The 20,894-nt window shown below is 68.0% G+C and carries 20 protein-coding genes, 2 tRNA genes and 1 pseudogene; 12 read left to right on the top strand and 11 right to left on the bottom strand.

Translation table 11 applies throughout. From position 1 onward, the window contains the following. The first annotated feature begins 28 nt into the window (after nt 1-28). A tRNA-Asn gene (locus tag ELQ40_RS08640) sits at nt 29-104 on the top strand. Between the two features lie 50 nt (nt 105-154). On the opposite strand, the gene ELQ40_RS08645 is transcribed toward ELQ40_RS08640, so the two are convergent. Continuing rightward, the gene (locus ELQ40_RS08645) at nt 155-565 is read right to left on the bottom strand and encodes a DUF1653 domain-containing protein (protein WP_127793324.1); all 411 of its coding nucleotides are present in this window, start codon (nt 563-565) and stop codon (nt 155-157) included. A gap of 87 nt (nt 566-652) precedes the next feature. On the opposite strand from ELQ40_RS08645, the gene ELQ40_RS08650 reads away from it, so the two are divergent. Continuing rightward, nucleotides 653-1,411, top strand: a complete 759-nt coding sequence (locus ELQ40_RS08650; RefSeq protein WP_127793325.1) for an AzlC family ABC transporter permease — start codon at nt 653-655, stop codon at nt 1,409-1,411. Then, nucleotides 1,408-1,713, top strand: a complete 306-nt coding sequence (locus ELQ40_RS08655; RefSeq protein ID WP_127793326.1) for an AzlD domain-containing protein — start codon at nt 1,408-1,410, stop codon at nt 1,711-1,713. The genes ELQ40_RS08650 and ELQ40_RS08655 overlap by 4 nt, the downstream gene beginning before the upstream one ends. A 40-nt stretch (nt 1,714-1,753) precedes the next feature. On the opposite strand, the gene def is transcribed toward ELQ40_RS08655, so the two are convergent. Continuing rightward, nucleotides 1,754-2,314 carry a peptide deformylase gene (gene def, locus ELQ40_RS08660; RefSeq protein WP_127793327.1) on the bottom strand — a complete coding sequence of 187 codons (561 nt, stop codon included), beginning with the start codon at nt 2,312-2,314 and terminating at the stop codon, nt 1,754-1,756. 41 nt (nt 2,315-2,355) lie between these two features. On the opposite strand from def, the gene ELQ40_RS08665 reads away from it, so the two are divergent. From ELQ40_RS08665 to ELQ40_RS08675, 3 genes are all read left to right on the top strand, one after another. Further along, nucleotides 2,356-3,273, top strand: coding sequence for a DMT family transporter (locus ELQ40_RS08665; RefSeq protein ID WP_127793328.1), 918 nt, complete (start codon nt 2,356-2,358; stop codon nt 3,271-3,273). Nucleotides 3,274-3,451: 178 nt separating this feature from the next. Beyond that, a complete protein-coding gene (locus ELQ40_RS08670) occupies nt 3,452-4,702 on the top strand; it encodes a glycosyltransferase (RefSeq protein WP_240666010.1) in 1,251 nt (416 codons plus the stop codon). Nucleotides 4,703-4,712: 10 nt separating this feature from the next. Then, nucleotides 4,713-4,786: transfer RNA gene (locus tag ELQ40_RS08675), tRNA-Ile, on the top strand. 434 nt (nt 4,787-5,220) lie between these two features. Here the strand turns inward: ELQ40_RS08675 and ELQ40_RS08680 are convergent. Continuing rightward, the gene (locus tag ELQ40_RS08680; protein WP_205649463.1) at nt 5,221-6,540 is read right to left on the bottom strand and encodes an SAVED domain-containing protein; all 1,320 of its coding nucleotides are present in this window, start codon (nt 6,538-6,540) and stop codon (nt 5,221-5,223) included. Nucleotides 6,541-6,690: 150 nt separating this feature from the next. On the opposite strand from ELQ40_RS08680, the gene ELQ40_RS08685 reads away from it, so the two are divergent. Next, nucleotides 6,691-7,941 (top strand): IS256 family transposase, encoded by a 1,251-nt coding sequence (locus ELQ40_RS08685; RefSeq protein WP_127795219.1) that lies wholly within the window; start codon nt 6,691-6,693, stop codon nt 7,939-7,941. A 401-nt stretch (nt 7,942-8,342) separates the two neighbouring features. Here the strand turns inward: ELQ40_RS08685 and ELQ40_RS08690 are convergent, their stop codons facing one another. The 3 genes and pseudogenes from ELQ40_RS08690 to ELQ40_RS08695 form a co-directional block, all read right to left on the bottom strand. Beyond that, nucleotides 8,343-8,846, bottom strand: coding sequence for a TetR/AcrR family transcriptional regulator (locus tag ELQ40_RS08690; protein WP_370296790.1), 504 nt, complete (start codon nt 8,844-8,846; stop codon nt 8,343-8,345). Between the two features lie 15 nt (nt 8,847-8,861). Further along, nucleotides 8,862-9,005, bottom strand: a pseudogene (locus tag ELQ40_RS19390) (hypothetical protein); the annotation flags it as partial. 1 nt (nt 9,006) lies between these two features. Further along, a complete protein-coding gene (locus tag ELQ40_RS08695) occupies nt 9,007-9,588 on the bottom strand; it encodes a sugar O-acetyltransferase (RefSeq protein WP_127793330.1) in 582 nt (193 codons plus the stop codon). Between the two features lie 107 nt (nt 9,589-9,695). Between ELQ40_RS08695 and ELQ40_RS08700 the strand changes: the two genes are divergently transcribed. Then, complete coding sequence (locus tag ELQ40_RS08700; protein ID WP_127793331.1) at nt 9,696-10,946, top strand: sugar MFS transporter; 1,251 nt, start codon at nt 9,696-9,698, stop codon at nt 10,944-10,946. 8 nt (nt 10,947-10,954) lie between these two features. Here ELQ40_RS08700 and ELQ40_RS08705 read toward each other — a convergent pair whose 3' ends face one another. The 3 genes from ELQ40_RS08705 to ELQ40_RS08715 all read right to left on the bottom strand — a co-directional run bounded on the left by ELQ40_RS08705 (nt 10,955) and on the right by ELQ40_RS08715 (nt 14,221). Further along, entirely contained in the window at nt 10,955-12,070 is a 1,116-nt protein-coding gene (locus ELQ40_RS08705) for a bifunctional 2-polyprenyl-6-hydroxyphenol methylase/3-demethylubiquinol 3-O-methyltransferase UbiG (RefSeq protein ID WP_205649464.1), read from the bottom strand. Nucleotides 12,071-12,231: 161 nt separating this feature from the next. Beyond that, the gene (locus ELQ40_RS08710; RefSeq protein ID WP_240666012.1) at nt 12,232-13,101 is read right to left on the bottom strand and encodes an alpha/beta fold hydrolase; all 870 of its coding nucleotides are present in this window, start codon (nt 13,099-13,101) and stop codon (nt 12,232-12,234) included. A gap of 136 nt (nt 13,102-13,237) precedes the next feature. Beyond that, nucleotides 13,238-14,221, bottom strand: coding sequence for an alpha/beta hydrolase (locus ELQ40_RS08715; protein WP_127793332.1), 984 nt, complete (start codon nt 14,219-14,221; stop codon nt 13,238-13,240). A 241-nt stretch (nt 14,222-14,462) separates the two neighbouring features. On the opposite strand from ELQ40_RS08715, the gene ELQ40_RS08720 reads away from it, so the two are divergent. After that, nucleotides 14,463-14,900 (top strand): GNAT family N-acetyltransferase, encoded by a 438-nt coding sequence (locus ELQ40_RS08720; protein WP_164863511.1) that lies wholly within the window; start codon nt 14,463-14,465, stop codon nt 14,898-14,900. Nucleotides 14,901-15,074: 174 nt separating this feature from the next. Further along, the gene (locus ELQ40_RS08725; RefSeq protein ID WP_164863513.1) at nt 15,075-17,858 is read left to right on the top strand and encodes a BTAD domain-containing putative transcriptional regulator; all 2,784 of its coding nucleotides are present in this window, start codon (nt 15,075-15,077) and stop codon (nt 17,856-17,858) included. Here ELQ40_RS08725 and ELQ40_RS08730 read toward each other — a convergent pair. Continuing rightward, entirely contained in the window at nt 17,818-18,579 is a 762-nt protein-coding gene (locus tag ELQ40_RS08730) for an SDR family oxidoreductase (protein WP_127793335.1), read from the bottom strand. The two genes, ELQ40_RS08725 and ELQ40_RS08730, sit on opposite strands and share 41 nt — an antisense overlap. A 271-nt stretch (nt 18,580-18,850) precedes the next feature. On the opposite strand from ELQ40_RS08730, the gene ELQ40_RS08735 reads away from it, so the two are divergent. Then, a complete protein-coding gene (locus ELQ40_RS08735) occupies nt 18,851-19,552 on the top strand; it encodes a sigma-70 family RNA polymerase sigma factor (protein WP_240666031.1) in 702 nt (233 codons plus the stop codon). Nucleotides 19,553-19,653: 101 nt separating this feature from the next. After that, entirely contained in the window at nt 19,654-20,391 is a 738-nt protein-coding gene (locus tag ELQ40_RS08740; protein ID WP_127793337.1) for an alpha/beta fold hydrolase, read from the top strand. Between the two features lie 25 nt (nt 20,392-20,416). Here the strand turns inward: ELQ40_RS08740 and ELQ40_RS08745 are convergent, their stop codons facing one another. After that, nucleotides 20,417-20,803, bottom strand: coding sequence for a DUF1048 domain-containing protein (locus ELQ40_RS08745; protein WP_164863515.1), 387 nt, complete (start codon nt 20,801-20,803; stop codon nt 20,417-20,419). Between the last annotated feature and the right edge of the window lie 91 nt (nt 20,804-20,894).

Genomic DNA, 20,894 nt, shown 5'->3' on the forward strand with positions numbered 1-20,894 from the left:
TGCTAGAGTAGTCGTCGCTGCAAAGCGATCCTCCATAGCTCAATTGGCAGAGCAATCGGCTGTTAACCGATAGGTTCTTGGTTCGAGTCCAAGTGGGGGAGCCACCGAAACGCCGCCCGATCCGGGCGGCGTTTCGTCGTTCGGGGGCCGCTCGTCAGGCGACGCGGGTGAATCTCGGGATCGTGCGGCCGTCGACCGTCACCTGCTCCGCGAACATCGCGGCGGGGCGCACCCAGACGCCGAAGTCGCCGTACAGCGCCCGATAGACGACGAGCGCCTCCTCCGTCTCGCTGTGTCGGGCGAGGTGGAGCACCTCGTACGCGTGCCCCTTGGCATGCACGTACAGGCCGGGAGTGATCGCGGCGACGTCGGGTGCGGGCAGGTCGCCGGCAGGCAGGCGCCACGCCTCGATCGCGAGCAGGTCGATCGCCTCGACGGCCGACCGGTCACCGTCGCCCGCAACCTCGACACGCCGGCCGTCCGCATCCCCGCCGAGCCCGATCGGGCGGACGGTGCGCCATGATGCTGCGCCGGAGGGATCTCGTACGAGGATGTCGACGTCCATTCCTCCAGCGTAGGTCCGCGCCGTCCACCGATTCCGCCGGTCGGCGATCGACCGGATAGGTTCGGATGTCGGGGCGCGGGAGGTGGCATGACGCAGGACGAGGGCGCGGAGCGCGAGGCATCCGGTCGCCTGCTGTCGACGCCGGCGGCGCGCGACGGGCTCGCCGTGGGCCTCGCGACCGCCGCCTACGGCATCTCGTTCGGCGCGCTGGCGGTTGCGGCCGGACTCGACGTCTGGCAGACGTGCTTCCTCAGCCTCGTGATGTTCACGGGCGGCTCGCAGTTCGCGCTCGTCGGGGTGCTGGCGTCGGGCGGCGTCGCCGCGGGCGGCACCGCGATCGCCACGGCGGCCCTGCTCGGCGTGCGCAACGTCGTCTACGGCATGCGCATGAAGCCGCTCGTCGACAACGGCGGCCTCTGGCAGCGCATCGGGGCGGCGTGGATCACGATCGACGAGTCGACGGCCGTCGCGCTCGCCCAGTCCGAGGAGCGGTCGGCGAGGATCGGCTTCTGGGTGACCGGTGTCGCGATCTTCATCGGGTGGAACCTCACCACGCTCGTCGGCGCGCTCATCGGCGACGCGATCGGCGACACCCGCGCATGGGGGCTCGACGCCGCGGCGGCCGCGGCGTTCCTGGGGCTGCTCTGGCCCCGGCTGAAGCGCTTCCAGGCCGGTGCGGTCGCGGTCGCCGCCGCGCTCGTCGCGGTGCTCGCGACGCCGGTGGTCATGCCCGGGCTGCCGGTGCTGATCGCGGCGGTCGTCGCGGTCGTCGTCGGGTGGTTCGACCTGTTCGATCGGCGGCGCTCCGGGCCGCCGCGCGGCAGCGCGCGGGAGGGTGCACGATGACGACCTGGCACATCATCCTGCTCGCCTCGGTCGCGACGCTGTCGCTGAAGCTGGCGGGCCATCTCGTGCCCGCGGGATTCCTCGAACGAGAGCGTCCCGCGCGGATCGCCGACCTGCTGACCGTGGCGCTCCTCGCCGCGTTGATCGCGGTGCAGACGTTCGCCGAAGGGCAGCAGATCGTCGTCGACGCGCGGCTGCCTGCCGTCATCGTCGCCGCGGCGCTCTACGCGCTGCGGGTGCCGTTCGTGATCGTCGTTTTCGCCGCCGCGGGCGTGGCGGCGGGCATCCGCGCGTTCACCTGACGTCCGCTGTCGTACCGCGCAGGATGCCCCGGGAATCCGGTCACGCGTCGAGGTCGTCGACTCCCGGCATCCACTTCCCACCCGGCTTGCCCCAGCCGAGCTTGCGCGTGATCTTCTGCACGACCTTCTGGTCTCGATACTCGAGCCGGTCCGTGTAGAGCACGCCGTCGAGGTGGTCGTACTCGTGCTGGAAGATGCGGGCGAGCCACCCGGATGCCTCGATCTCGTACTTCTCGCCCTCGAGGTTCGTCGCCCGCAGGATCGCGCGCTCGGCCCGGCGCAGGCCGAACCGCTCGCCGGGGAACGAGAGGCAGCCCTCCTCCTCGTCGATGTCGGGCTCGCCAGGCGGCGGCGGGCTGATCCACAGTTCCGGGTTGATAGCGACGCCGCGCCAGAGCCGGTCGTCCTCGTCGGTCCAGCCGAACGTGAAGATGCGCAGCCCCACGCCGACCTGCGGCGCCGCGAGCCCGACGCCCGGCGCGCGGTCCATCGTCTCGTACAGGTCGGCGACGAGTTCGCGGATCTCCTGGTCGATCTCGACGACGGGGCGGCGGGGAGTGGAGCACGGGTCGCCCGTGATTCGGATCGCTCGAACGGCCATTCGTCAAGGATATCGAGGGGGCAGCCGGTAGGGTCGAGGGCGTGGATCCCGACCTGAGCGACCTGACCGAGCAGATCGCGCTCGACCCGACGCAGTTCATCGGCATCCCGCTCGCACTGGTCGGTGCGGTCTTCCTGTCGCTCGGCGCGCAGTTCCAGCACCGCGGCGTCGTCAAGGTCGAGGCGCAGACCGTCGACACGCTCGGCAAGGGGCTCAGCGGCAAGCAGATCGCACTGCTGCTCGCGCGCCCGTCGTGGGTACTGGGCACCTTGATGCTCGGCCTCGCGATCGTGTTCCAACTGTCGAGCCTCTACTTCGCGCCGCTGATCGTCGTGCAGCCGCTCGGCGCGATCGCCCTCGTCATCACGTCGATCATCAACTCGAGGGTCGCGAAGGTGAAGCTGAACCGGAACACGATCATCGCGATCGCCATGTGCGTCGGCGGCGTGTTCCTCTTCGTCGGCGTCGCGGCGTTCACCGCCGTCACGAAGCCGGTGACCGACCGGCAGCTGTACGTGATCCTCGGCATCCTCGCCATCGTGCTGCTCGCCGCCGGGGCTGCATTCGTGCTGTTCCGCGCACGCATCCGCGCGGTCTTCTACGTCGTGCTGGCCGGTGTGCTCTACGGCTTCGTCGCCACGCTGGCCAAGGTGATCATCGGCCAGATCGAGCAGGGCGACTTCGACTGGCTGACCGTGCTGTGCGTGATCGCGCTGCTCGCCGGCACCGGCCTCGGCGCGTACTTCGTGCAGAACGCGCACGCGTCGGGCCCGCCGGACCTCGTCATCGCCGGCCTCACGGTCGTCGACCCGATCGTCGCCGTCGCGATCGGCATCGTCGTGCTCGGCGAGGCCTCCCAGGCGCCGCCGTGGGCGATGGTGACCTTCATCATCGCGGGCGCGATCGCCGTGTGGGGGGTCTTCCTCCTCGCCAGGAACCACCCGCAGACGCGCGTCTGACCGCATCCGAACGGCGAGCCGCGGGGCGAGTCATCCGCTCGGATGACATGCCCGCCGAGCCGTGCCCGCGGGCCGCCGCGTAGACTAGGGTCGGACGAAACCGCGTGCCACCCTCGCAGCGGATGCCTCTCCCCGGGCGTATTCGCCCATCACCGACCTCGTGAGGAACACCACCCCAGTGACTGACACACCCGGTGCGTCAACCGCTTCGACCACGCCCCGAACCGACGCGCCGCTGCGCATCCTGATCGGAGCCGACACGTTCGCCCCCGACGTCAACGGGGCCGCCAGGTTCGCCGAGCGTCTCGCGGCAGGACTCGTCGAGCGGGGCCACGAGGTGCACATCGTCGCGCCGGCCGCGAGTCGCAAGCACGGCACCTGGACCGAGGTGCACGAGGGGCAGCAGCTCACCGCCCACCGCCTGTACTCGTGGCGGTGGTACCCGCACGACTGGCTGCGGTTCGCGCTCCCGTGGCGGATCAAGCAGAACAGCGCGCGCATCCTCGACCGGGTGAAGCCCGACGTGGTGCACTTCCAGTCGCACATCGTCGTCGGCCGGGGCCTGTCGGTCGAGGCCGAGAAGCGGGGCATCCGCATCGTCGGTACCAACCACTTCATGCCCGAGAACATGCTCGAGTTCACCCTGCTGCCGAAGGCGTGGCAGGACTTCGCCGTCGGGCTCGCGTGGAAGGCCGCACGCCGCACGTTCGGCCGCGCCGAATCGGTGACCACCCCGACGCTCAAGGCCGCCCACTTCCTCGAGAAGCACACCGGCCTCGAGGGCGTCCACGCGATCTCGTGCGGCATCGACGCGCACAAGTACTCGCCGAACTGGGAACCGCGCACCGAGAACCGCATCCTCTTCGTCGGCCGGGTCACCGGTGAGAAGCAGATCGACGTGCTCATCCGGGCGCTCACGCTCCTGCCCGCCGAACTCGACGCCAAGGTCGAGATCGTCGGCGGCGGAGACCAGCTCAAGAACCTGCAGAACCTCGCGGCCGAACTCGGCGTCGCGGATCGCGTGACGTTCACCGGCTACGTCACCGACGAAGAACTGCGCGACGCCTATCACCGGGCATCCGTGCTCGCGATGCCGTCGATCGCCGAACTGCAGTCGATCGTCACGATGGAGGCCATGGCCTCGGCGCTGCCCGTCGTCGCCGCCAACGCCATGGCGCTGCCGCACCTCGTGCACGACGGCCAGAACGGATACCTCTTCGAGCCGAGCAACCCCGCCGACCTCGCCGAGAAACTGCGCACCGTGCTCGAGGCATCGCCCGACGACTACAACGCACTGAAGTCGCAGTCGATCAAGCTCATCAAGGCGCACGACATCACCCGCACGCTCGACACGTTCGAGAGTCTGTATCGTGGTGAGCGCGTGACCGATCCGGTCACCGAGTCGATCCCGGTCATCCTGCCCGACTGAGGTCGCTCGCGGGGCGGTAGCTCAGCCGGTTAGAGCAGTGGACTCATAATCCATCGGTCACGGGTTCAAGTCCCGTCCGCCCTACGTCGTGTATTTAGCTTCTGATCAGGGATTTGCCGACCCCTTCCACCGCTTCGGATTGCTGGCGTCATCCTTTCGTTCGTGCTGGATTTCGCGCTGATCGGGTATTTCTTGGCCGAGATTACACAGAATGCCGATGTTTCCAGCTCAAGTCCCTGCTGGACTGGAAACAGCCGCTGATCAGGATTTATACCGGCTCGCGTGGCTTGCGAAATGCCGCGTTTCCATTTATTCGGCACAAATGGGGCTCTGGGCACGGGCGGCTCGAGCATTATCGGTTCGTCTCGGAGTAACTCGGGTGAGCCGGACATGGGCCGGTTTCCGTGAGTTGGCGCAAGTTGCGCGGCAGTCATCAGCATCCGCTCGATGATTTGACGCCCGTATGGGCGTCTCGCAGCCGGAGTGGCAGCAGGTCCGTGTCGACGTGGCCGCTGGCGTTACTCGAATACCTCGGTGATCGGACCGCCGACGACGCCAGGCTCGAGGGTGATTGCTGGCCGGTAGCGAGGGCCGTTGACTGTATCGCCGTCCCATTCGTAGGCGATGGTGCGAAGCGTGTTCAGGTAACGCCCGAGGAGTACGGCCATGGGGAAGGGGCCGTGGAAGGCGAGATGCACCTCGGCCCGACCGTGATCGGCGGACAGACGCTTGACCTGTTGGGCCACGGCTTGGCTGAGTGAGCCAGCTTCCCGTGGATCGATTCGATTGGAACTCGGGACGGAGACGATCATTACGCCGGCGAACCTCTCCGGGGATTCACGCACGAGGCGCTCGAACGCGGTGCGGTCTGGATCTGCGGTGAGCGTTACGAAGACCGCGATTTTCGTCGCAGTGTCGTTCGGCTGCGTGCCGTCTACCGGGAGCGCTTCGACGTTGAGCTCGGTGGTGACTGAATCGTTGCTTGATGATGTTGAATCCCAGACGTTGTTCTGGATATCGAGTACGGCAACGTTGCCGATCTTCGTTTCGGGCATTGCCGCCCCGAGTGCGAGCCCGATTGAGAGGTGTGCGCCGCCGGAGATCTCCACGTGCTTCGCGCCTGCCGCGAACACCGCGTCACCGGTGAGCGGGAGCGTCCTTCGGAGGAGTTTGAGGCCCTCCGGCGACGGGAGTCGACCCTCTGTGGCCTCCTTGATCCGCATGTGAAGGTCGTCGTCGTCAGCATCCACGGCGAACGGGGCGGGACGGCTCTGTACACGCATAGTGAGGCCTCGGCCCTCGGTGCGGATCGCAGGTCGGCGTTGTTCGATGCGGTGCATGAGGAGGTCGCGAACGATTTCGAGCTCGCCCGCGGGGTCGAGCACGTTGGCCTGCTTCTTGTCGGCGAGTGTTCGTGCCGGTGCGAGTCGTAGCAGTCGGTCGGGTCCGTCGTAGTCGCATTTCGACTCGGTTCCCGGTCGTGCGATCTTGTTGGCGATGCACAGGCTGAATGCGGGGTCTTCGTCGAGCTGGAGCAGTCGGGGTAGTTCGCGTTCGCGGACGATCTCGCTGTCGACGATGTCGGGCGTCACGACGAGCACGGCTGCTGAAAGCCCCTCGGTGAGTGCCTGCTCGAGTCGGTCGGTGGTCGTCCCTGGTCGCAGGTCGACGCGGTCTCTCCACACGACGAGACCAGCGGCCCTGAGCAAGTTCTCCATGGACTCCGCTTGCTCGGACCCGTCGGACTGACGGTACGAGATGAACACCGGGCCATCGCCGCGAACCGCGCCATCGGGTAGCTGGTCGAACGGCCTGAATCGTGGCGGGGGGAGGGTCACGTTCGCGTCCCGCGTGACGACTCGGCCGAGTCGCTGACGTCGTCCGACCAGCCCGAAGTAGGGGGACTGTCTGAATAACGGTGTGTGGGGTTCGGCTTGATCCGAAAGGAGACGGCCGTGGCTGACACGACCGAGGACATCGAGGACGCGATGATCGATCCCGTGACTGGAGAGATCATCGATCAGCAGGAACTCGCCGCGCTGCTTCTCGCGCAGGCCAAGCAGCAGGGCGTGAGCCTGGTAGGCCCGGGCGGTCTGCTCAGCCAACTGACGAAGACGGTGCTCGAGACCGCGCTCGAAGCGGAGTTGACCGACCACCTCGGCCACGAGCATGGCGGGACGCCGATCACGGGGAACATGCGCAACGGCACCCGGACCAAGACGGTGCTGACTGAGATCGGCCCGGTTCAGATCGAGGTGCCCAGGGATCGGGACGGCTCGTTCGAGCCGGTCATCGTGCCCAAGCGGAAGCGACGTCTGGACGGCATCGATCAGATCGTGTTGTCGTTGACGGCGCGCGGGCTGACGACCGGTGAAGTCGCCGCGCACTTCGACGAGGTGTACGGCGCGAAGGTGTCCAAGGACACCATCAGCCGGATCACCGAGAAGGTCACCGCCGAGCTCACGGAATGGGCGTCGCGCCCGTTGGACGCGGTGTACCCAGTGATCCTCGTCGACGCGATCGTCGTGAAGGTCCGCGACGGGCAGGTGCGCAACATCCCGTTCTACGTCGTGATGGGCGTCACGGTAAACGGAGAGCGCGACATCCTGGGCATCTGGGCAGGCGACGGCGGTGAGGGCGCCCGGTTCTGGTTGCAGGTATTCACCGAGCTGAAGAACCGAGGCGTCGCGGACGTGTTCATCGCCGTGTGCGACGGCCTGAAGGGGCTACCGGAAGCGATCAACACGACGTGGGAGCCCACGATCGTGCAGCAGTGCATCGTGCACCTGATCCGGGCCTCGTTCCGCTACGCGGGCCGGCAGCACCGCGACGGCATCGTGAAAGCCCTCAAGCCCGTGTACACGGCGCCGACCGCGCAGGCCGCCCGGGACCGCTTCGACGAGTTCGCCGCCGAATGGGGCGACCGATACCCGGCGATCGTGCAGTTGTGGGAATCCAGCTGGGCCGAGTTCGTCCCGTTCCTGGGATACAACGTCGAGATCCGCAAGGTGATCTGCACGACCAACGCGATCGAGTCGATCAACGCCCGGTACCGACGTGCGGTCCGAGCCCGCGGGCACTTCCCGAACGAGCAAGCCGCGCTCAAGTGCCTCTACCTCGTGACCCGCTCGCTTGACCCGACCGGCGGCGGGAGGGCACGCTGGGTGATCAGATGGAAGCCAGCTCTGAACGCGTTCGCGATCGCATTCGCCGGACGACTCGAGCGCACCGCTCAATGAAAACCGCTGGACCTCACACACCGTTTATCTGACAGACCCTCGGCCTGAGTATCGTTCCTATCGGCTTCTTTGTCCGGCGGAACTCTGCTGGGCTGATTCGAGGTGAAGGGCGTGAGGAACGAACGGACGACACATTGGATGAGGCCATAGGGGGAATCGCCTTCGCCTTCGTTCCGCTCGTGGACTATGAGTCGAGTCTCGTCAGAGATCACGGGACTTGATGCGTCAACGCTTATCCAACGTTTATTCGATTCGAGCCCGGTCGAGGTGCTCCGATACAGCCCGAGTATTCTGGAGTTTGAAGTTTCAGGATCGGCGAGAAATCCCCGGTCATGTCGAGATCGCTCGAGTAGTTCACGAGATTCGGAGCTAGGTCGGAAACGCCTGGGCGAGTCCATCGGTCACGGGTTCGAGCCCCGTCCGCCTTGCGTCGCAGGTGTTTCTCCTGACCAAGGCGTGCCATGTGTTGCGGAATTGGTCTGCTCCGGGCGGTTCACGTTCGGGGTGAGGACGCGCAGGACCGCTTCACGCGCGAGTCCGGGCGGCGGGGGAGCGGTGTCGAGCGCGCGATGGATCGTGAGTCCTTCCACGAGCGCATCGAGGATCCGGGTGGTCGTCGGGTCGAAATAGCGTTCGAGGCTTGCCCGGCTCTTCGCCATCCAGGCCGAGGTGAGCGCGCGATACTCCGACCGGCGTGCGGCCAGGGTATAGAGCTCGTGGGTGAGGACGAGCTCGCGGGGGCTGCCGAAGATGTCCTGCTCGATGTGTTCGACGAGCGCGTCGATCGCAGCGTCGCGATCGTGCGCGGCATCCATGCGTCGATCGATCTGATCGCTGACGCTCGTCGCGAATCGGGTGAACGCCTCGTGGAGCAGGTCGTCCATGCCGGCGAAGTGGTAGGTCATCGAGCCGAGCGGCACGTCGGCCGCGGCTGCGATCTTGCGGTGCGACACTCCGGCGACTCCCTCGGTCGCGATCAGCTCGAGGGCAGCGTCGATGATGCGGTCGCGCCGGTCCGGATCGGTGCGGCGGTGTCGAGGTGCGTCCGGGTCGGCGTCTGCCATGTCAGATCTCCCGGATGACGCGTGCCGGGTTGCCCACCGCGACGACGTTCGCAGGGATGTCGCGGGTGACGACGGAGCCCGCGCCGATCACGCTGTTCTCGCCGATGCTCACGCCGGGACAGACGATGACGCCGCCGCCGAGCCACACGTTGTCGCCGATCGTGATCGGCCGGGCCGCTTCGAGGCGATCCCGTCGGGGCTGGGGCTCGATCGGGTGGGTGGGCGTGAGGAGTTGGACGTTTGGGCCGATCTGGCAATCCTCGCCGATCGTGATCCGTGCGACGTCGAGTGCGGTGAGGTTGGAATTGATGAAGGTCCGCGCGCCGATGTGGAGGTTCTCGCCGTAGTCGACCGAGAGCGGCGGCTTGACGTACGCGTCCGCGCCGAGGCTTCCGACGAGTTCCTCGAGCAACACGCGGGCGCTCTGCGGATCGCGGATCGTCGCCAGCTCGTACTCGTGCTTCAGCACGAGCGCCCGTTGCGCGATGCGGGCGCTCTCGGGGTCGTCGGCGATGTACAGATCGCCCGCGAGCATCCGCTCCCGATTCGTTCGGGGGTCGCCCGCGAAGTGATCGTGCGTCATGACGCCAGCCTAGCCGACTGAGTGTACGATCGTACACATACGGATCGGCGGCTCGGCCGCGCACTTCCCCCGCGGCCCGCGTCGGCCGGTGTTCGAGAGGGCTCCACATGTACGCACTCCTGCTCGCGATCATCTATGTCGCCTTCATCAGCCTCGGCCTGCCCGATGCGCTCGTCGGCGCCGGATGGCCCGTCATGCACGGCCACTTCGGCGTTCCCGTGGCGTACGCCGGCATCCTCACGATGATCATCGCCGGCGGCACGATCGTCTCGAGCCTGCTGTCGGAGCGGGTGACCAAGCGCTTCGGCGTCGGGCTCGTGACGGCAGTCAGCGTGACGATGACCGCCGCTGCGCTGCTCGGGTTCGCGTTCTCGGGCGAGTTCTGGATGCTGTGCCTCTGGGCGATTCCGTTCGGCCTCGGCGCCGGGGCCGTCGACGCCGCCCTCAACAACTACGTCGCCCTGCACTACGCAGCGCGCCACATGAACTGGCTGCATGCGTTCTGGGGCGTCGGCGCGTCGATCAGTCCGTTCATCATGGGGTACGCCATCAGCGCAGGGCTCGGCTGGTCGAGCGCCTACGAGACCGTGGGCCTGATCCAGGCGGGGTTGGCGGTCGTGCTCGTCGTGAGCCTGTCGCTCTGGAAGAAGGTCGACCGTCGTCGACCTGCACGGGCGCAGCAGGATGCCGCGCCTGACGCGACGACCGCACCCGAGCCGCATCCGAGTGGCCACGTACCCCTGCGCACCGCGATCGGCATTCCCGGTGTGAAACTCATCCTCGGCGCGTTCTTCGCGTACTGCGCCATCGAGAGCACCCTGATCCTCTGGGCGTCGAGCTACCTCGTCACCCAGCGCGACATCGATCCCGCGACGGCCGCGACCTTCGCGGCCCTGTTCCTCCTCGGCATCACCGCGGGCCGGTTCCTCAGCGGGTTCTTCGCGGATCGCGTCGGCGACCGTGCGCTCATCCGAGGCGGGTTCCTGGTCGTGGCCGCGGGCGTCGTGCTGATCGCGCTGCCACTCCCGACCGACGGGTTCGCACTGACGGGCCTCGTGTTGGCAGGTCTCGGGTGCGCCCCGATCTACCCGGCGATCGTGCACTCCACTCCGGCGAACTTCGGTGAACGGAACTCGCAGGCGATCATCGGCATCCAGATGGCGGCGGCGTACACGGGTTCGACCGTCATGCCCCCGGTGTTCGGCGTGATCGCCGCCGGGATCGGCATGTGGATCCTCCCGCTCTACCTCGCCGTCCTCGTCGCGATCGGACTGTTCATGTCCGAGGCGCTCAACCGCCGTCAGCGGCGCACCGCGGCGACCGAGGCCCTCCACATTCGGGTTCCGGCCAAGCGCTGATCGTGCCTTCAGCGCTCGAGGAGGGAGAACCGGAAGGCGGCGAACCCGTCGATCGGCAGGATGGCGACTCCGGAGAAGCCTGCTTCTCGTGCGTAGCGTTCGAGGGTCGAGTGTCGCATGACCGTGCCGGTCGCGACCGAGCCCGGTGTCGACATCGAGTCGGGGAGGCAGATCAGCAGGCTGTATCCGTACATCGCCCGCTCGATGTCGTCGCCGGGGGCTGAGAACGTCTCGGCGACGGCTTCGTCCATCACGACCACGATTCCGTCGGGTCGGACCGCGCGTCTGATCGAGGAGAGCACGGCGACGGGGTCCGGCATGTCGTGCAGTGCTTCGAAGACGAACGCCGCGTCGTAACGGTCTTCGCCCTCGTCGGCGAGTTGCTCTCCTCGGAGCTCGGAGAAGGTCACGTTCTCGAGCCCCGCGGCATGCTCGTGCGCCGCCTCGATGGCGGCGGCGTCGATGTCGAACCCGTCGACGATGGCGTCCGGGTACGCCCGGGCGAGACCGATCGTCGACCACCCGTGCCCGCACGCGACATCGGCGATCCCGGCGTAAGGCCGCGACAGCACCTCGTGCACCCGCGGGACGGATGCGAGCGCCTCCCCGAGCGCATGCTCGAACCACGGACGGTTGATGTCGCCCTGTCCATCGCGCATCGCAGGGCCGAACGCGGCCCACGGAACGCCTCGACCCGACCGGTAGGCGTCCGTGAGGTCGGGCATCCGCAGCGCGACCGCGGCGAACATGTCGGCCAGCGGCGCGGAGTACCCGAGAGAGGTGCGGTCCGTGAGCACCTCGGCCTGCGCGGCCGGCAGACGAAAGCTCAGGTCGTTGCCGTTGCCGTTGCCGTCGCCGTCGCCGTCGTCGACCTCGAGGATGCCCGCCGTCGCCTGCTGCTCGAGCCACTCGCGCGCGTACCGCCGATCGATGCCGGTCCGCGCGGCGAGCTGGGCCGCCGTGGCCGGTGCGCCCAGGAGCGCCACGTAGAGCCCGAGGGCGGATCCGATGTGGATGGACAGGGTCTCCATCCCGCCGAGGAACCGGTCGAACACCCATCCCGCGAACTCCTCGACCGCCTCCCCGTCGGCCTCGTCGCCGTCGCGATCCATCGCGTCGTCCATCTCGCACCCCCGGTTGCTCTGACGGGTTCAACGAGCGACATGCTAGGACTCGCAACACCCGGACACCAGACGTGCCGCGATGGCGAAGGCGGCCGCCCGAGGAGAACCCCGACTGCTCGCCCCGAGTTGTCAGGTACGCGACCTCGCGCTTGGAGGACGGATCAGACGGTAGATCGGTGCTCTCGCGCTTCCGGACGACGGCTCACGCGGCCGAGAGCCGCGACGTCGATGATCGCGGACGCGAACTCGTCCGGCCGCTCCTGCGGCAGGTTGTGACCGGCGTGCGGAATCAAACGGTGCGTCCGCGTGCCCGTGAAATGCGCGGCCTGGACTGCCGCATCCTGGGCGGGGAAGTTGCCGTCGGCCATCCCGTCGAGCGTGATGGTCGGGACCGGGATCGACGGCAGCATCGCGAGCGCGCCTTCGTCGCGTACGTATTGAGGTGCGCCGGGTACCTGAGCGAGTCGATGCCGATAGGAGTGGACGACGACGTCCACCCAGTCCGGATTCTCGAACGCCGTGGCGGCGCGATCGAGCGTCTCGTCGTCGAACTCCCATTCCGGCGAGTTCCGCCGCCAGATCACTTCGGCGATGCCCCGGCGATCGGCCGCGAGGCCCGCGCGGCCGCGCTCGGTGAGGAAGTAGAAGAAGTACCAGAACCCGGCCTCGATCGCGGGCGTCAGCGGTTTCATCGCAGACTGGATGTCCTGGACGAGATAACCGTTGACGCTCACGAGGCCCGCGACCCGGTCCGGGTGCAGGGCTGCTGCGACGCACGCCGCGCGTCCGCCCCAGTCATAGCCGGCGAGGATCGCTCGTTCCAGCCCGAGCGCATCCATCAACTCGATCACGTCGCGGCCGAGCGCGGCCTGCTCCCCGGTGCGGGGCGTGAGCGTGCTGCGAAATCGTGTGCCGCCGTGTCCACGGAGTTCGGGGGTGATGACCCGGAAGCCGGCCTCGGCGAGGATCGGGATGACGCGACGGTAGCTGTGCAGGTCGTAGGGAAAGCCGTGGAGGAGGATCACGGGCATCCCATCGTGCGGCCCCGCCTCGTGGTAACTCACGTCGAGTACGCCGGCGGAGACCCACTGGAGCGGCGCGAGTCGGTCGGTGGCGTTCATGCGACCTCTTTCGGTTCGACGACGATGCCGTGCAGGGCGTGGATGGTCAGGCGGCCGCAGGTGCTGCAACGGCAGGCGCTGCCGCGAAGGCGCTTCGGAGCGTGTGGACGGCGAGTTCGATCGCGACCGTCGATGCGGCGGTGCCCCGCACCGGGTTCAGCATCATGAAGTCGTGGATCGTGCCGTTCACGCGGAGGCTCGTCGTGCGGACTCCCGCGGCGGTGAGCTTGCGCGCGTACGCTTCGCCCTCATCGCGAAGCACGTCGTTCTCATCGACGATCACCAGGGCCTCCGGCAGGCCTGCGAGGTCTTCGAGCGTCGCACGGAGCGGCGACGCGGTGATCTCGTCGCGCTTCGCGACATCCGGCAGGTACTGGTCCCAGAACCAGGCCATGCTGTCGGCGCGCAGGAACGGGCCCTCGGCGAACTCGCGGTAGCTGTCGGTGTTCTGCGCGGCGTCCGTGACCGGGTAGTACAGCGACTGGTGGATGAATCGCACGTCACCGCGCTGCTTGGCCAGGAGCGCCAGCGCTGCGGCCATGTTCCCGCCGACGGAATCGCCGGCGATCGCCAATCGAGCGGCATCGAGTCCGTGGCCGGCGCCCTGAGTGCCGATCCAGCGTGCGGTCGCGTAGGCCTGCTCGATCGCGACCGGGTAGCGGGCTTCGGGGGAGCGGTCGTACTCGACGAACACGACGGCAGCGCCGGCCCCCACCGCGAGGTCGCGCACCAGCCGGTCGTGCGTGCCGGCGTTGCCGAGCACCCAACCGCCGCCGTGCACGTAGAGCACGGTCGGAAGCACGGCCGCATCGGGCGTGCCGGCGGGCTTCACGATCCGCACCGGCACGTCGCCGACATCTGCCGGCACCGTGACCCACGTCTCGTCGACGTCGGGCATCGTCGTGGGTTGCGCCTGTACGTCGTCGAGCACCTCGCGGGCTTCGGTCGGCGTCATCTGTGCGAAGTACGGCGGATTCGCAGTGGCATCCGCGAGCGCCTTCGCGGCGGGTTCGAGCACATGGTCGGCCATGACGGCTTCCTTTCGAATCTGGGTTCCATCCGTGGACTCGGTGGAGTCATGAGCGTTGACCGGGCATCGGAGGCGGATGTGACAAGCGGGTCGGATCCTCGGCGAACGACTCCGGCGCGCAGATCGGCCGCTCCGTGTCGCAACGGATCGGACGCTCCACGTCACAACGGCGAGCGTGACTCGGTCAGAGCTTGCGAGAGGTCGCTCGACACGGCGGCCGCACGACGAGATCGGAGACATGATGAATGGGCAGCGGGCCGGTTCCACGGTCGAGTACGCGGATGCGGCCGGGTACCCCGACGGGGCGGGATTCCTCGATGAGGGAACCACTCCGTCCGTCAGTGGTTCGGGGCCGGAGGTTCGAGCCATCGACACACCGTCGGCGGAGGCCGAGTTCGAGATCAGGGTGCACCGGCTCGAGGAACGAGGCCTCTACGTCGCGACCATCGAGGGTCGGGAGATCGCCACGGTGAGCTACGACGATCGGCGCGATCGAGTCGCGGTCACCTCGACGTTCGTCGAACCGGACATGCGTGGGCGCGGGATCTCGGCCGAGTTGATCGCCACCGCACTCGATGACCTTCGCGAGCGCGGCGTGCACATCGACGTCGAGTGTCCGGTCGTGGCCGAGTTCATGCGATCGAACGTGCAATACGCCGACCTCCTCGTCGCCGGATGACCCGCGTGGCGCGCTCCGAGTTCCTTCGTGACGTGTCGCGACGGAACTCATGAAATGTCATGGATAGGGTGGGACTCGCCTGCGCCGGCAGGCGGATCGGCGGGCATCTTGACGGCGTCACCAGACTCACCAGTCCGCGCTGAGGCGCGGATCACGGTGTCGGTCTACGGTGGCATGCGCGTGCTGCGCCCGTCCGTCGATCTGACGGCCCGGCCGCAACGCGAACGGATCATCCTCGCCGCCCTCATCGCCGCGCGCGGAAAGGCCGTCTCGATCGGCGAACTGGTCGACCTGTTGTGGGGCGAGGATCCTCCGGCGACCGCGATCAACCAGGTCCAGCGACACGTCGGCGAGTTGAGACGCCTGCTCGAACCAGACCTCCCTGCTCGCGCGGCGGGAACCGCGGTGCTGGGCACAGGAGCGGGGTATCGCATCGACACAGGCGTCGTCGCGACCGACCTCGAGCAGGTCGCAGGGCTCTGGGCGGATTCCCGGCAACGTTCGCCCGAGGACGCCGCGATCGGCTACCTCACGGCGCTCGAGCTCGCCGCCGGTGCCGCGTTCGGCGGACTCGGCTGGGAGACGCTCTCGTTTCCCGCGTTCCAGTCGATCGAACGAGACCGGATCGCGCTCGCGATCGATGCCGCCGAGTGTGCGCTCTCGCTTCGAGACCCCGGGCCGTTGGCGACCCTGATCTCGAACGTCGCAGACGATGCACCACTCAACGAAGCGCTGCGAGCCAAGCTGATCACGCTGCTCTCCCGTTGTGGACGCCGGGCTGAGGCGATCGCGATCTACGACGCGACCAGACGGCGCCTCTGGGAGGAACTCACCATCGCGCCCGGCGTCGAGCTGCAGGCGGCCGTGGATGAGATCCTGGCCGACGAACCCACCGCCGACTCGTCGATGGCTCCCCGTGGGCTTCCGCTCGCCCCGGCGGCGACCGTCGATCGCGCCGGCGTCCAGGATCTGCTCGACGAGGCGACCGAGAGCGCCGCTCGGGGGGAGTCGGCCGTGCTGCTCATCAGCGGGATGGCCGGCATCGGGAAGACGACGCTGGCCCTGCAGTGGGCGCACGCCATCGCCGATCGATTCCCCGACGGGCAGCTGTTCGTCAACCTGAGCGGCTACGCCCCGCCCGGAGAATCGGTCACCGAGACGGACGCGCTCCGCGAGTGGCTGGCCGATCTCGGGGGCTCTGTCGCGGGAATCCAGGGCGGCGTCGCGGCGCTGCGGGATGCATACCGCCGCGCGATGGCCGGTCGACGGATGGTCATCATCATCGACAACGCAGCCGATGTCGATCACGTCCGCTCCCTGCTGCCCGGTGCCCCCGGATGCCTCGTGATCGTCACGAGTCGTGCGGTCATGCCGGGTCTCCTCGTCCAGGACGGCGCGATTCCCGTACCGCTGCGCCGACTCACCGTCGAGGAGTCTCGTCGGCTCCTCGCCAGACGGCTCGGTGAAGCTCGCGTGCAGGCCGATACAGCAGCGATCGAATCGATCGTCGCGTCGTGCGCCGGCCTCCCGCTCGCGCTCGCGCTCGCAGCCGCGTCCGCCTCCGGGTCACGCGAAGCGATGCACGAAGTCGTCGACGGGCTCTCAGCAGCGGCGTCCGCGCTGGATGTCCTGGCCCTCGATGCGAAGAACGATCTTCGGTCGGCGTTCGACTGGTCGTATCGCTCGCTTTCCGATGACGCGGCAACGCTGTTCCGCTTGTCGTCCGTGCATCCTGGGACGACGCACCCCCGAGCGGCGCTCGCCAGCATCGCCGGGTTCGATCTTAGGCGGACGGCTGCCGCCGCGAGCGAACTCGTGGCGGCGAACATGTTCGTGACGGTCGCCACGGGCGAGTACGCCGTGCACGACCTGCTCCGGCTCTACGGGCGGGAGATGACCGAGGGCACGCCCGAGCGAGATGCCGCGCGCAGGCGCTCGGTGTCGCACTACGTGCACACCGCTCGGAATGCGTACCTGGCCTTCGGACGCCCACCGGTCGTCGAGGTCGCGTCGCCGCCCCCCATCGCCGAGGCGATCGCGACATTCGCTTCACCTGATGATGCGACTCGGTGGTTCCTCGCCGAGCGGAAGGCGATCATCGAGACGTTCGGCATCGCACTCTCACTCGGACTCGACCGGGAGGCAGCGCTGATCGCGCTCGATTGGCGACCGATGCGACAGACCGTCGATGCGCCGAGCACCATGATCGAGGAGATCAGACGGGCGACGGATGCCGCATCCAGGAGCGGCGATGAGCGGCTGGAGGTCGAGCTCAGGCGGGACCTCGCCGTGAACCTCGGCCTGTGCGGACAGGACGACGAGTCGCAGGAACACTTCGCCCGGGTACTCGAGCGCTATCGGTCGTGGGGCGACGACGTCGGCGAGTCGAACACGCTCCGGAACCTCGCATACCTCGCAACGGAATTCACGGGCCGACTGGACTTGTCCCGCAAGTCGGTGGAAGCCGCCCGTCGGTCGGAACGCTCGGACATCCTCTCGATCGCGCTCGTGTCGTACGCGGTGGCACTCCTGATCGATGGCGATCTCGAGCAGCTCGACGACGTCACGGCTGAGGCGGCTTTCCATATCGAGACGTCGGGGGCCGAGTACCTCGCGCCATACGTCTCCGCGTACCGAGCGATGCTCAGTGCCAGGCGAGGGCAGTTCGATGAGGCTCTCGCGCTGATCGCCACGATCGACGGATCGCTCGATGTGATGATCCAGGCATACTCGGCCATGATCACGACGATCGCCGAGGCCGGCGCGAATCGACGAGAGTCGGCGCACGCAGCGCGCGAGCGGTTCGAACGCATCGTCCACGACCATACGGAGTTCCTCTCGAACGACTTCGAGGGGACGATCATGCGGCCCTGGATCGATGAGGCCATCGCGGCGATGGAGACGCGCCTCCGCAGCGTCACCGAACCTGGTCCGTCGGTCGGATCAGCAACTCGTTGATCGAGACGTGCTCGGGCTGTCGCAGTGCGAACAGCACTGCCTCGGCGATGTCCTCGGCCTGCAACGTCCGCATCGAATCGCCGATCTCGGCGGCCGCCGCCCGCATGGTCTGATCGGTGATGTGGCTGGTCAGCTCGGTCGAGACGAAGCCCGGCTCGATCACCGTCACTCGGACTCCGCGCGCGGTCACCTCCTGCCGCAACGACTCGGTGAACGCGCTCACCCCGAACTTCGTCGCCGCGTACGCACCGCTGCCGAGCGATGCGATCCGCCCCGACGTCGATGACACCTGCACGATGTGCCCACGTGCGTCGACGAGATGGGGCAGCGCCGCATGGGCGACGTACATCGAGCCCAGCAGATTCGTCTCGACCATGCGTTCCCACTCGGCGACATCGGCGCCGAGGATCATGCCGCTCTGCATGAGGCCGGCATTGTTGACGAGGACCTCGAGCGATCCGAACCGGTCCAGTGTCTGCGTGACGGCGTCCGTCACGGAACCGTAGTCCGAGACATCCAGCTCGATCGGCAGGATCGGTCCCGGCGCGGCATCCGCGAGCGATCCGAGGCGGGCGACCCGTCGCGCGCCGACCGCGACACGGAACCCTGCATTCGAGAGCGCGAGCGCGGTGGCCCGGCCGATGCCAGAAGAGGCTCCGGTGACCAGTGCGACCGTGCCGTCCACGCTTTCGGTCGGGGAGACCGCGCCAGGTTCGGTCATGTGTGCGCTCATGCCGCGTACCCGGGGATCTCGATGTCGTCGGCCATGCGCCGCTCCCTTCGTCGAACCGTCGGACTCCGATGCCCGCGAGCGGGGCACATCAGCGTTGACCGAGCAACGATCCGAATCGTGACGCGCTCGCTCCGAGCACGCGAGCTCGTCCCGGCTCACGGCCGGCGTCGCGCTGATCGGCCGGCTGTGCGTCGGCGGTGCACGCCGTTCGCACAGATCGCGCACGGGGAATGCACGGCCCTCCGATTGCGTGTCCGTCATGACGATCACAACCGGCCGGCCACTCGACGGCAGAAGCACATCGACGGCACAGCGGACAGGACGACGGACAGCCGACGGCTCCAGTCTGTTCGGCAGGCCGGAAGCGCCGGGGTTGCGCGTGTTCGCCGAGGGGCGCGGACGACTGTTCGGCATCGCCTACCGGATCCTGGGGAACGCCGCCGATGCCGAAGACGTCGTGCAGGACGTCTGGATCCGCTGGCAGTCCCGCGATCGCAGCGACGTGCGCGAGCCGATGGCGTTCCTGGCCACGACCACCACACGCGCGGCGATCAATGTGTTGCAGAGCGGTCGAGTCCGTTACGAGCGTGCGCTCGACGCGGATGGCGGCGTCGACGAACGTTCCGCGGAGGACCCGAGCGTGGACGTGGAACTCGGGGAGGAACTCGAGCGCGCGACGTACCTGATGATGGAGCGGCTCTCACCGACGGAACGAGCCGCCTACGTCCTTCGTGTCGGCTTCGAGTATCCCTACCAGCGGATCGCCCGAGTCATCGGATCATCGGAGCCCGCCGTGCGACAGCTCGTCAGCCGGGCTCGGAAGCATCTGACAGCGACCGGCCGACGCGCCGTCGACCGGGGCGCCCACCAGCGCCTCCTGGCCGCGGTGAGGAACGCCGCGCGGGGCGGCGATGCGGTCGCACTCGAGCGGGAGCTCTCGACGGGTGGCGCCCCGGCCTGATGGAACGAACGGCACCGCGTCGGTCACAAGTCGAAGCCGCCGGCGGTCTCAGCCGATGAACGTCGTCGCGGATGCGGCGACACCGAGAGAAGGAGAAGTACATGTCCGAGAACCAGCCGACCGTCGTGCTCGTGCACGGCGCGTTCGCCGAATCCGCAAGTTGGGATGGAGTCATCCGTGCCCTCTACCGCGAAGGGGTGGTCTCGACGGCCGTTGCCAACCCGCTCCGCGGACTCGCCGTCGACGCCGCGTATGTGCGGGACGTCATCGCCTCGATCGACGGGCCGGTCGTACTCGTCGGCCACTCATACGGAGGCCTCGTCATCACCGAAGCATCGGCCGGGAACGACCAGGTCGTCGGGCTCGTCTACGTCTCCGCGTTCACGCCCCTCACGGGGGAGTCGGCGTTCTCACTCTCGGCCAGCGCGCCCGGTTCATCGTTGGGCGAGGCGATCGTGCCGCGACACCTCAGCGACGGCGGCATCGAGTTCTCGATCGATCGCACGAAGTTCCGCGACCAGTTCGCGGCGGACGTCGATGTGCAGACCGCAGGGCTCATGGGGGCCACGCAGCGCCCCGTCACCGACGCGGCGCTGCGCGACGCCGTGCAGGCGGAGGTGCCGGGGTGGCGCGATCGGCCGTCGTGGCACATCTGGGGTGCCGAAGACCGCAACATCCCTGCTGCGGTGCTCCGGGCCGGCGCCGAGCGGGCCGACGCCCAGGAGGCCATCGAGCTCGAGGGAGCCTCCCACGCGGTCTCCGTCTCGCGGCCGGACGAGGTCGCTGCCCTCGTGCTCGCCGCAGTGCAGGCATCGAGCAGCGCGCGATCGGCTGCGTGAACCGGGGAGCCCGGAGGGTCGTCCATCATCGCGTGACGACCCTCCGGGCTCCGGCACCGCGCTCGATGGCCTCGATCGCGCGGGCGAGGTCGAGGCGCAGGCTCACCGCGCGCGGCCCGTCGGCATGGTTCGCAAGGAGCGCGTCCGCGACGGCGGCCGGATCGTCGCCGGCGAACGCGCGAACGGAGACGCCGCCGGCGTGCGCTTCCTCCAGGCAGGTCGCGAGATCGTCGAGCGTACGGATGAGTGCGCGTCGGCCGACGAGGTCGACGCGGTCGGCGAGGTACTCCTCGAAGGCGTCGAACGCGGCACGGTATGCCGCCGGCAGGCGGATGAGGCGTCGGGTGAACGGTGATTCGGCGGGTTCGCCGCCGGGCCTGATCGCGGGCGCTGAGGACAGGGTCGAGCGCATGGGACTCCTTCGAACGAGCAAACGACACGCAACGTGTCGTGTCATGCGAGGACGCTAGCACTCGCTGAGCGTCCTGACAACACGACACGTG

It is taken from the genome of Agromyces sp. LHK192 (assembly GCF_004006235.1).
GTDB lineage: Bacteria > Actinomycetota > Actinomycetes > Actinomycetales > Microbacteriaceae > Agromyces.